Below are 11,892 nucleotides of genomic sequence, written 5' to 3'. Positions count from 1 at the left end.
ATAGACTTAGTAGATTTTATTTGAAGTTTCCTATGCAAATATTTTTTAGGCCACATCGTAGTGATAAACCTGTTGTTACGAAATCTTTATTTGAAAATGGAATGGCAACGTTGCCGGCAACGTTTGCGTTTTTTTAACATGTGATTGATTCGAGAATTATTATCGAGATAGCTATCTTCATCAAGCTAATAATATAAATCTGGTTGTTTATCTTTCTTTTTTCCGAGAGGGGCAAATAGCGAGCCAAGTTAAATAAACATATAATAATAAACTTTTACACAAATCATCTATGAGGAAGTTCATAATTTTATTTTTTGCCCTTCTTTCCGGCGTGTATACTTTCGGGCAAACCCGGGAGATTACTGGGATAGTAAAGGATGAAGACGGGATTCCGTTGGCTGGTGCAAGCGTTCGGCTAGTAGAATCAACGATAGGCGCGAGTACGGATGCCGATGGCGCTTTTACACTACCTATTCCACAAGAAGGGGAGCATGCTCTAGTGGTCGACCTTATGGGCTACAAATCGAAGACCGTACCTATCGGAACGGCTTCAGCATTGGATGTAGTCTTGATCGTCGACGAAGCCCTGGAATTGGATGAAGTCGTAGCGGTGGGTTATGGAACGGTTCGTAAAGCAGATCTTACCGGAGCCGTAGGATCTGTTGGAGGAAAGGAGCTGCAAGAGCGCGGCACAACCTCTGCAATGGAAGCATTGCAAGGTACCGTTCCGGGCGTCGACATCAGTAATACATCCACCCGCCCGGGAAGAACATTTAATATCCAGATTAGAGGACAAAATTCGATGCAGGGCGGTAGTCCATTGTATATAGTCGACGGTATTGCTACTGGCAATATCGATTTTTTAAATCCGGCAGATATTGAGCAGATCGATGTGTTAAAAGATGCATCTTCCACAGCCATTTATGGTTCAAGAGGTTCTAATGGTGTTGTTATCGTGAAAACCAAGAATGCCGGAAGACCGGGAGAGACACGTACGACGGTGACATACGATGGTTATTATGGTGTGCGGCAACTGGCGAGAATCCCAAACTTTATGAATGGTCGGGAGTGGGTCGATTTTCGTACCTCAGCATTCTATACCTATGCGAATAATCGATACGCACTGGAAACACCTAATGCTATCTTGCAAAACAGTCCGTTATTAGAATCCCGTCTATACAACGAGCAGTATGAAGATTGGTTAGGCTTGGGAACAAGAACCGGACAGCAACAAAATCATTATTTGGGTATTGCAGGTGCGTCCGACAAATTGACCTATAATTTGGGCGTGGGTTATCAGCAGGAAGTTGGTAACTTTCTGAAAGAGGATCTGAATCGATACACATTGAAACTTTCGGTGGAACACAAAACGTCTGATTATTTTAGTACGGGCGCGAGCATCAATTTTGTACATGGCATTAATAACTCGGGAAGTGAGCATGGCTACCGGGATATTTTGAGAATGCCTTCTATATTGTATGCCCATGATGATAATGGAAATCTGATTGCACAACCGGGCATCGCAGAAGCTATCCAAGGTGACGGAAATTTTACTAGTTCGCCGAACCCGCTGAACGAAATCAATAGTGGTACCGAGGAAATCCGTCAATATGATATATTATCGAATATTTTTGCGGAATTGCGTCCGATGGAAAATTTATCGATCCGCAGTACCTTTATGCCGCGATTCAACCGGACCCGTACCGGTACGTATTATGGTGTTGTGCCTGGACAGCGAAACCAAGATGTGGCTTTTCAAAATAACGTGGAAGGTCTTGAATGGACATGGGATAACGTGGTAAATTACAATACGTTTTTCGGCAATGACCATAAATTGGATGTCTCTTTGATTCAAAGTGCTTATAAAACGAGAGTTGAAGGTATTCAGGCAGGAGCGAATAACTTACCCTATCCATCGTGGTGGTACAATTTGTTTAGCGGTGCGTTCTCACCAAACCAATCCGGGACATCATACGCAGAAACCAGTTTACTTTCCTTTGCAGCCCGTGCAAACTATGATTTTAAGGGGCGATACTTGTTAACGGGTACGGTTCGTTACGATGGTAGTTCCAAATTACGGAACAAATGGGCAGCATTTCCGTCGATGGCTGCCGCTTGGCGGATTTCCGAAGAAGGTTTTATGCGAGATGCCTCGTTTGTCAACGATTTGAAACTACGGACAAGTTTTGGCTTCTCAGGAAACAACAATGGTATTGATGCATTTGGTTCACAATTGACTCCACAAACAAATACGGTTATTTGGTATGACTTTAATGGTGATCCTGTTAGAGGTTTTATGTCGGGTCCGCCTATCAATCCGGTCATCACTTGGGAAAAAACCAGGGAGTTAAACGTTGGAGTAGATTTTAGTCTATTTAATCATCGTGTACGCGGTAACGTCGAATTTTATGATAAGCTTTCGGATGGTTTGTTGATGCAACGTATATTGACTGTCGAATCTGGGGTGCCCTGGATGATGGATAACATTGGTTCGGTCAGCAATCGTGGCGTGGAAGTAGGACTGCATACGACGAATATCAGCCATCATGACTGGGAATGGTCAACCTCCTTTATGTTCTCTCATAATAAGAATGCAATCCGTAGTTTATATGGGAAGAAAGAAGATGTGGTTGGAGAAGCTCGTTTTATCGGGCAACCAATAGAGGTCATCTATGACTATCGGGTCACAGGATTATGGCGAATGGACCAACTGGAAGAAGCTGCTCTTTTGGGACAGCAACCTGGTCAAGCCATGGCAGCAGACACCGACGGCAACGGCCAGATTACGCCCGCAGATCGGGTAATCTTAGGTTCACCTTATCCAGACTGGATCGGAAGTGTGACATCTAATCTGCGTTACAAGAACCTGGATTTGTCCGTTAACCTGTACACACGGCAAGGTGTATTTGTTGCAGATAGCTTTTTGGAAGAATTTGGTCCACAGAATACACAACGTGGACGGCCGAAAATCAACTATGATTATTATATCCCGCCAGGTCTTCCACGTTACGATTGGAATGATTGGGGAACGCACGCTGATGGAAGCCCACAAGCCGTATGGGGCGATAGTGGAGCGGGAAATGAGAATGCTAAATACCCACACCCACAGAATGTCGGGCCTTATTACGGTAACAATGGACGTTATACCGACGCATCTTTTGTCAAGATTCGCAACATTGTCATGGGATATACATTGCCTAATGAAATTGTTTCGAAATGGAAAATGTCGTCGATGCGTATTTATGCCAATATTTTGAATCCTTTTGTGTTTACAAAATATGAAGGATGGGATCCAGAATACGCCACAACAGCACTAAGCGATGGAAATGGACCAAGTAATGTGACGTATCAACTTGGTGTAAATGTTAGATTTTAATTAAACGAAAAAGAGATGAAAAAAACAATATATGCATGGTGTGTTGGTGCACTGGCGTTATCGGGATGTGCAAAGTTCCTTGAGGAGGATAACCGAGGCGGGATTACCAATGAAGAGTTTTATAGAACCGAGGCAGGATACACGTCTATTATGAACACTTCATATGCTACCCTGCGTACCACATTTGGGGTAGAAGCTCCCTGGGTTTTATTGGGGGGAACTGATATTTACCAGATGAACAGAGAGCAAGCCAACCGTGCATTGATGGAGTATACGCAGCTGTTTGCCGATAATGGCGATGTGTTGACATTTTATACCAATTGTTATCAAGCTATACAAAACATAAATGTGGCGATATTCTATAATGATATAGCGGAAGTTAGCGAAGAACAACGGCAGACATGGCTGGCAGAGTTACGATTCTTACGCGCTTTTTATCATTTTACATTAATAGAACAGTTCGGTGCCATTGTGATCAATGATGAACCGACATTGGAAGGTCCGCGTTTAAGTCTTCCTCGAACATCACTAGCGGAATCTTTTGATTTTGTGATCCGTGAAATGGAAGCGGCATTGCCCAATTTGGGAGATAATCGTGCCAGGGTAAATAAAGCTACGGCAAATCATTATCTCGCTAAGGCCTATTTGACCAGAGCTTGGGACTTAAATCAACGTGTTGATTTTACAAAGGCACAAGAATATGCAGAAGCGGCAATTGATGGATATACGATTAGTATTCCGTATGAGCAATTATGGTCGCCAACAAACGAAATGAATGATGAGGTGCTATTTGCCGTGCAGTATGACGGAGGGTCCATCGGGGACGTAAGTGAAGGGAACAATCAGCAAGGGTTATTCGGACCATATCTAGGAGGAGCGGAATTAAACCATAAATATATGACGTCGGCGTTGATTCCTGCTTGGAATTTGCACAACTTTTACGAAGAAAACGATGCACGATATGACGCGACGTTTATGTTGACAATTTATGATCAATATTTTGATTATTATGACGGCAATAAGGATAAAACTGAAATTCCTATCCGCGCCTATTATCCGAGAGTGTGGGAGCGTGAATACACACGTGCGGATTCATTAGCTTGGGTACAAGGAAAAGAAGACCAGATCGCTTCCAATTTCCGTTATTATCCTTTCAAATATGACGAGCAAGCATATCGAGCTGCTTATCAGATTGATATGAGTACTCCAGTCATCAAAAAATTCGACAGCCCAAGCACAAGACAGATTTTCAACACACATGCGAGTGTGCGGGATATTGTGTTGGCTCGGAAAGCGGAAACATTCTTTCTCTATGCGGAAGCGAGTATTGGCTTAAATGATTTTCCTACAGCAGAACAATTTGTACAAAAGGTTTTGGACCGACCTGGAAATGCCAAAGATGGAGGTACGCTTACACTCTCGGAAAGTATTGCTAATGCTTCCAGTCAAAGTGAAGCCTTAGATGGACTATTGATTGAAAGTGCGAAAGAATTTGCTGGAGAGTACTTGCGATGGGCGGAGTTGCGCCGTACCGGGAAATTAAAAGAACTTTGCGGCCGTTACAACTATGATATACGTCGGGTAGGGGTGGACCAGGCTTTTCGAGGACAGGACGGACAAGATAAGATCTACAGACCAATCCCGCAAGCAGCAATTGATATCAATGAAGCGGAAATTCCGCAAAATCCGGGCTACAATTAAAGATCTTTAAATAAGTAGAAAAGATAGCTGTTTATAAGTCTCTTTGTTTTGAAGCAAAGAGACTTATTTCTTTTTTACGTAGCGTTTGATGTTACCTTCCTTGATATAATCCAATTCTCCTTCTTTGCAATAACTGGTAAGATAAACAGAGAATTTATTGCTTTCGCTTCTGTCTGATTCCAATTCTTCGATAACTTCTGCAACACGTTTGGGTGTATCGAAGAAGTCACTATTATTGACGAGTTCGTCTAGTTTTTTTGTGATATCAATCCGACGTTTTGTTGATGGAGGTAATGTGTAAAGTGGTGTTAGATCTATATCATTTATAAAAACATCTTTGGGTTGTATTTTTAAGGCACGACAAATAAGCAAGAAATTATTCAATGTAGAGCCTTTACCTTTTTCTAAGGCAGAGACGGTATTGACAGTAAGGCCTGTCATGTTAGCGATGTCGTTCTGTGAGAAAGACAATGCTTCGCGTCGGGCACGAAGTTCGGCACCGATGCTCATGAGTATATCCCGGTTGATATGTAGCACATCGCAAATAGAGTCATTGTTTGCGCAAATTGTATATAAATAAAATTTGGTAAATATTTGCTGTTAACAAAAGATGTTGTATATTTGGATTGTATAACCAATGTGAAGCGTAAATAATTTTTTCTACTTCATATGATCGCATTGTTCTTTAATATTAGGATTGAAAAAACTAACACGGGAGAGATAATCATTTGGTCATAGGTGGTAGTAGTCTATGTGTCCGTTTGTAGTGTGTCTACAATACAAACGTTACGACACACAGCCCGGTATGAACGGGGAAAACACATAGGCTTCCCTACCACTGTTAAAACCGATAAGGACCCCAACTTACGCAGCTTCGTTACAAATCCGCTAAGTATACACGTCAGACGGGGCTGTCGTAAGTTGTTTTATATACAAAAAAAGGGAGCGAAAGCTCCCTTTTTTTGTATAACTTTTCGTTATTTTTTCTTTCCTTTTTTAGGAGCATCTACTGCCTCTTTAAGAGCTTTACCTGCGGTAAATTTTGGAAGTTTTTTCGCAGCTATTTTGATAGTCGCACCAGTTTGTGGGTTTCTACCGTTGCGAGCAGCACGATCAGATATACCAAAAGTTCCGAAACCGATTAAGGTGACGTTTTCTCCTTTTGCTAAAGATGAGGACACAGCGCCTGTAAAACTGTTAACGGCTTTCTCTGCTTGTGACTGCGTAATTCCAGCCTCGCTGGCAATATGCTTAATCAAGTCTGTTTTGTTCATTATTATTCAAGTTTAAGATTTATAGTGTATGTACTAATTCTATGCCACAAATATAAATTTTAGATAACAATACTCATTTTTTATCTATATCCGACCCTTCTATAGTTGCGTATTAGGCTTATCGCTGCTTTCGGTTCGAATATAAATATAATATCGTTTAAACCAAAAAAAATCCTAAAGAATAATAATTTTTTTTCTTTTTTCTTAAAAATAAGCCTTTGAAGCCGGAATTACGTTGTTGGTCGTATAAAATCAAATGCTCCCTTCCGGAAATTTATTTCGTATTCCAGATGGATTTTAGCTAAGCTAAAAATTTTTCCCATCCTTCAGTTTGCCCTTTTGGCTTTTTCATACCTTCTGCTGTATTATCCATTGGTGTTCAATAATCTCTACAATAGTGTATTCATGACCACTTCTTGTGAAAAAAATCGATTGCTACATTGTTTTATTGCCTTCATAATGAATCATCCAGGCGATGCCAAACTGATCTATGAAGGAGGAGAACAACTCGGCGAAGAACGTTTCGCCCAAATCCATTTCCATTGTTTGCACATTTACGCTGAGTTTGTTATGCCATTCTCGAGCCTGTTCGGGCGAGTCAGTGTCCAGCATAATATAGTTGGCTGTACCAAATACGGCTTTTTGTCCAAAACTCTCGATGCAGTCTGAACCCATGATCATCGCATGCTCATTAATTCGTAAAGCCGTATGCATAATTTTGTTCTTATCCGCTTCGGGAATGCTAAAATTGGGATCAGCGGGCATATCTCCAAATCGATGAATGCCCAATAGTGAACCTCCGAAAACAGTCTGGTAAAACTGGAAAGCTTCTTCACAGTTTCCGTTGAAATTCAGGTAAGCGTGTAGTCTTGTCATGATTTTAAATATTTTGTTTAAATCAAAGATAGGCGCTTCGAAAAAGGGAGGCCTTGCCATAAGACAAGAAAAGTATTGCCCGCCTTGCGATGATGTATGCTTTTAAAATGTAATGGGCACGCCGGTATTTAGTCCGTTACTTTTTGCCAATACACCGCATAGATGAAATAGCAGACGCGCACCCACATTTCCATCCCATTCATCGATCTCGCCAGGTGCTACTTCAACTAAGTCAATCCCGATGATATGTTTGTCTGAATTAGCCAAAGCACTTAGCATATAAGTCACTTGCTCGTAGGATAATCCGCCCGGTACAGGTGTGCCGGTGTTGGGGCAATACCAACGATATAATGCGTCGATATCGAAACTTACAGCTACTTTGTTGGGAAGTAAATTGATAATCTCATCCACTTGTTGTCTCCATGTTTTACCTTCAAATTGTTTTGCTTTGAGGTCTGAATCCGTAAAAACATGCACTTTGTGAGATGATTTTACAACAGCAACCTCTTGTTCGCAGAAGTCACGTATTCCGACTTGAATTAATTTGCTGATTTGAGGTAGTTGAATAGCGTTGTACATAATAGAAGCATGTGAATAGGTAAAACCTTCGTATGCGATGCGAAGATCCATATGGGCATCAAAATGAAGGATCCCGAAATCCTCATATTTATCCGCCAAAGCACGGTAATATCCTAACGGGGTAGAATGGTCACCGCCGAGTAAGATAACCTTTTTCCCGTTTGCTAGCCAATTTGATACACGTTGATGTAAGGCATTGTTTAATGTTTCACAAGCTTCATTGATAATGGCCAAATCTGCTTGGAGTTCCGGACTTTGTTGAATATCTTTCCCTGCTTCCAGCGCCTCAATAATGGGTTGAGCGAGCTGTTTATATCGTTCGCTGTTCGTTATCCAATGTTCGGGTGCTTCATCCATGTAGATACCAAGCTTCCATAAGTCGGGAAACTCCTGATGGAGTAAATCTACTTGAAAAGAAGCTTCCATAATAGCTTCTGGACCTAACGATGCTCCCGCCCCGTAGCTCACTGTTACCTCCCAAGGTACTGGTACGACGATAATCTCACTTTCCTCAGCGGTAAAGGGTAAGCCATAGATGCTAGCCTCCGCCAGTCCCGGTTGCGATGGGTCAAAATTTGCTATTTTCTGTTCTTTTGTAGACATGATTATGATTTGATTTTGTCTGTAAAGATAATAGAAAGATAAAAATAAAATAGATACATTAACTTAATACAATATTAATATTGGATTTGTTAATATTGTACATTATTAAAGTTATAATCAACACCATCAAAAATATTATCTGTGAGATACGGAGCTATAGACATCGGATCTAACGCCGTTAGATTATTGATTGCAGAGGTTAATCCTGAGACTAAACCTGTTGAATTTAAAAAAGAAGCGCTTATTCGGGTACCCTTGCGCCTAGGAGACGATGCGTTTATAAATCATCATATCTCAAAGCCTAAATTTGATAATATGGTAAAAACCATGCAAGCTTTTCGCAACCTCATGGACGTTTACCGTGTTTCTAATTATATGGCTTGTGCTACCTCTGCTATGCGGGATGCGGACAACGGAGCAGAAATTGTAAAGGCATGTAAAAAAGTAGGTGTCGACATCCAGATCATCGATGGGGGTAAGGAAGCCAAAATTATTTATAGTAGTCATCTTCAAGATAAGATGGATGCCAACAAGGTTTATCTCTATATTGATGTAGGAGGGGGGAGTACGGAGATATCTCTATTCGCGGATGGGAAGCTGGTGGCTTCTAAATCTTTCAATCTAGGGACTATCCGAATATTAGACAATCAAGACCGTTCGGAAACCTGGGATGATATGAAGCAATGGATAAAGGAATATACCAAAAAGTACAAACATATATATGGTATTGGAACAGGAGGAAATATCAATAAACTTTCGCGGATTGCCAACGATAAAGCTGACAAGCCAATGTCTTATGCTAAACTCAGGGCCATTTATCAGCATCTGAATGCTTATTCTCTTAAAGATCGCATTCATGTACTGGGATTAAAACAGGATAGGGCCGATGTTATTATTCCAGCGGCAGATATTTTCTTAACCATTATGAAAGTAGGACGTTTAAAGAATATTGTTGCTCCTAGGGTTGGTTTAGTGGACGGAATTATTCAGACTTTGATAGACAATAACTTACAGAAATAATCGTAAAATTGCCGAAAATCTTTCTCAAATGTCCTAAAAAGCATTACTTTTGCTAACGCAATGCCCAGGTGGCGAAATTGGTAGACGCACCATCTTGAGGGGGTGGCGCTCGCAAGGGCGTGGCAGTTCGAATCTGCTCCTGGGCACAACGGTGAGTCCCTGCTTTTGGCAGGGACTTTTCTTTTTTCCTATTTATGAGCACTACATTCGAAAAAAGGAGCGATATCTTTTCTTATCATACGCCTACTTTGCAAAAATAGAAATATACTGCGCAAAAAAGGAGCTATAAATTTTTACGTAATATCTATAGTATCTCCCGTAGTATCGCTCTTTTTTTGTTCACGATCGATACTATGCTGTGTGGTACCGATATAATGCTGTACAATACCATTATAAAATTGCGCATGATTGATGATCTGCAAAATGCGATTGATACATTGCCAAATTTTACCCTTTCCAAAAGAAAAAGAAGGGATAAAAAATCCCGATGTATCACTATAAAAATAAATGGTATCGCTTTATTGTAAAAAAAGAGCGATCTTTTTTTTCATTGTTGCATTCTTTTTGAAAAAAAGCGTGCTCTTTTTCAAAAAAAGAATGCGTTTTTAGTTTTGTCATATTTCTATATATATATCCAAAAAAACAGTTCTGAATATATCTTAAACACCATTTTTTTGTCATAACAGCGTATAGAAAACACTTTTAATAGGGTGAAATTGTGCCAAAAGCTTTTTGAAAAACCCCTAATTTTGTCACAAAATTGCCCTATCTGCCTGTTTTATGCTAAGCATTCGTTCTGCAAAAGGAAGGGATATTTGCACCTTTGTCTGTATATTGGAGCGGTGGAATCGTGAGCAGTATCGAAGTCTTTGACAACGAAGGGGAACTGATCGTTCAGTTTTTTGGAAAAAGAAAGCCTCGAATACCGGAAGGATAAACTTTCCATTTTTCTTGTCTTATGGAAAGTCTTTTTATTAAAAATCTTTAGAACTTGCCCCTTCGGATATGTGCTATCCTTCAGTTTTTGACAACTTAAAACTATGGTAACATGAAAGTAACAGTAAAAGCATCCATCGGAATACAGAAACCCATAGAGGAAGTTTTCGAGGGTATTGTGAGTCCTGAAATGATGGTAAACTAAAAAAAGGCGCATTTGATTTTATAAAGAGTTGAAAATGATTGATTAAGATGAAAAACAATATTTATCCCTGCATCTGGTTCGACAAGGACGGAAAAGATGCTGCACAATTTTATATCGATACATTCGGTGATGGAAATATCACGACAGATACCCAAATGGTGGTGACGTTTGAACTAAGCGGGCAAAAATTTCTGGCGCTCAATGGCGGACCGGAAATCAAACCCAATCCAGCTGTTTCGTTTATGGCTGTTTTGGAAGATAAAGACGAACTGGAAAGCATCTGGAATAAACTATCTGATGGCGGAAAGGTATTGATGCCGTTAGATAAATATGAATGGAGCGAGAAATACGGCTGGGTTCAGGACAAATTTGGTGTTTCTTGGCAACTGTATTTTGGGGAAGTAAATGACGATGTGCATGGACAAAAATTTATTCCGACTTACATGTTTACGCAAGAATACAATGGTAAGGCGGAAGAAGCGTTGAATTTCTATGTAAAGCTGTTTAAAAATAGCAAATTGGACGGTGTGATGAAACATCAGGAAGGAGATATGAAGGGTTTGGTGATGCATGGACAGTGTGTACTGGATGATTATGTCATCGCGGCGATGGACGGTGGAAACGGACATGATTTTCATTTTTCGTGGGGAAATTCCATGTACATTGAATGTGAAACACAGGAAGAAATTGACCACTTCTGGAACGCTTTTGCAGCGGGTGGGGAAGAAAGCCAGTGTGGATGGGTCCGGGATAAGTTCGGGGCTTGGTGGCAGGTGATTCCGAAGCAATTAGTTGTCTGGATGACCGATCCTGAGCTCGCACCCAAAGTGAGTGCTGCTTTTTACAAAATGAAGAAAATCGATATCGAAACGCTGAAAAAAGCTACAGAATAGCAAAAGCTTAAAGAGATAAAATACCCAAAATTGTCTTTATAATATGGCCAGCAATTTGGGTAGGAAAATGCAACTCGCAACAACGACCGACATGATAGCGCTTACCAATACAGCTGCTGCAGCTAGATCTTTGATAATTTTGATTTTATGGTGTTGTGTTGGTGATATATAATCACAGATATTTTCAATTGCTGTATTGATTATTTCTGTTGTAAAGACAATCCCAATACATACGATTATAACGAGCCATTCATTTTTATTAATGTCCAAATACCATCCACATATTACTGCAGCTATCGCTGCAATAATATGTATTCGGACGTTAGGTTCTTGACGAATAAGATGAAGCATTCCTTCAATAGCATATTTAAAACTTTCTATCCGCTTGCCAAAAGTGAGCTTCTTATTACTACTTGACATTCTTCATTT

General features: G+C 40.4%; 11 protein-coding genes and 1 tRNA gene. 6 read left to right on the top strand and 6 right to left on the bottom strand.

Annotated features, from left to right (window positions below; translation table 11 throughout):
* Positions 1–289 precede the first annotated feature (289 nt).
* Positions 290–3,376, top strand: a complete 3,087-nt coding sequence (locus FXV77_RS13320) for a SusC/RagA family TonB-linked outer membrane protein (RefSeq protein WP_148919727.1) — start codon at positions 290–292, stop codon at positions 3,374–3,376.
* Positions 3,377–3,391: 15 nt separating this feature from the next.
* The gene (locus tag FXV77_RS13315) at positions 3,392–5,077 is read left to right on the top strand and encodes a RagB/SusD family nutrient uptake outer membrane protein (protein WP_148919726.1); all 1,686 of its coding nucleotides are present in this window, start codon (positions 3,392–3,394) and stop codon (positions 5,075–5,077) included.
* Between the two features lie 63 nt (positions 5,078–5,140).
* Here the strand turns inward: FXV77_RS13315 and FXV77_RS13310 are convergent, their stop codons facing one another.
* The 4 genes from FXV77_RS13310 to FXV77_RS13295 all read right to left on the bottom strand — a co-directional run bounded on the left by FXV77_RS13310 (position 5,141) and on the right by FXV77_RS13295 (position 8,409).
* Positions 5,141–5,614, bottom strand: coding sequence for a helix-turn-helix domain-containing protein (locus FXV77_RS13310; RefSeq protein WP_148919725.1), 474 nt, complete (start codon positions 5,612–5,614; stop codon positions 5,141–5,143).
* Positions 5,615–6,054: 440 nt separating this feature from the next.
* Entirely contained in the window at positions 6,055–6,351 is a 297-nt protein-coding gene (locus FXV77_RS13305; protein WP_130140537.1) for an HU family DNA-binding protein, read from the bottom strand.
* Positions 6,352–6,786: 435 nt separating this feature from the next.
* The gene (locus FXV77_RS13300; protein WP_148919724.1) at positions 6,787–7,227 is read right to left on the bottom strand and encodes a VOC family protein; all 441 of its coding nucleotides are present in this window, start codon (positions 7,225–7,227) and stop codon (positions 6,787–6,789) included.
* A 102-nt stretch (positions 7,228–7,329) separates the two neighbouring features.
* Positions 7,330–8,409, bottom strand: coding sequence for an agmatinase family protein (locus FXV77_RS13295; protein ID WP_148919723.1), 1,080 nt, complete (start codon positions 8,407–8,409; stop codon positions 7,330–7,332).
* Between the two features lie 141 nt (positions 8,410–8,550).
* Between FXV77_RS13295 and FXV77_RS13290 the strand changes: the two genes are divergently transcribed.
* Positions 8,551–9,429 (top strand): Ppx/GppA phosphatase family protein, encoded by an 879-nt coding sequence (locus FXV77_RS13290; RefSeq protein ID WP_148919722.1) that lies wholly within the window; start codon positions 8,551–8,553, stop codon positions 9,427–9,429.
* 62 nt (positions 9,430–9,491) lie between these two features.
* Positions 9,492–9,575 (top strand) — tRNA-Leu (locus FXV77_RS13285).
* 147 nt (positions 9,576–9,722) lie between these two features.
* Here FXV77_RS13285 and FXV77_RS22550 read toward each other — a convergent pair.
* Positions 9,723–9,851: a hypothetical protein gene (locus FXV77_RS22550; RefSeq protein ID WP_262713625.1), complete on the bottom strand. Its 129-nt coding sequence runs from the start codon at positions 9,849–9,851 to the stop codon at positions 9,723–9,725.
* Between the two features lie 428 nt (positions 9,852–10,279).
* On the opposite strand from FXV77_RS22550, the gene FXV77_RS22545 reads away from it, so the two are divergent.
* The gene (locus tag FXV77_RS22545; RefSeq protein ID WP_262713628.1) at positions 10,280–10,366 is read left to right on the top strand and encodes a hypothetical protein; all 87 of its coding nucleotides are present in this window, start codon (positions 10,280–10,282) and stop codon (positions 10,364–10,366) included.
* Between the two features lie 251 nt (positions 10,367–10,617).
* Complete coding sequence (locus FXV77_RS13275; RefSeq protein ID WP_148919721.1) at positions 10,618–11,463, top strand: VOC family protein; 846 nt, start codon at positions 10,618–10,620, stop codon at positions 11,461–11,463.
* Between the two features lie 36 nt (positions 11,464–11,499).
* Here FXV77_RS13275 and FXV77_RS13270 read toward each other — a convergent pair whose 3' ends face one another.
* Positions 11,500–11,883: a diacylglycerol kinase gene (locus FXV77_RS13270; RefSeq protein ID WP_148919720.1), complete on the bottom strand. Its 384-nt coding sequence runs from the start codon at positions 11,881–11,883 to the stop codon at positions 11,500–11,502.
* Between the last annotated feature and the right edge of the window lie 9 nt (positions 11,884–11,892).

The organism is Sphingobacterium phlebotomi (assembly GCF_008180195.1).
GTDB classification, from domain to species: Bacteria; Bacteroidota; Bacteroidia; order Sphingobacteriales; family Sphingobacteriaceae; genus Sphingobacterium; species Sphingobacterium phlebotomi.
This window is presented reverse-complemented; position numbering and strand designations above follow the sequence as displayed.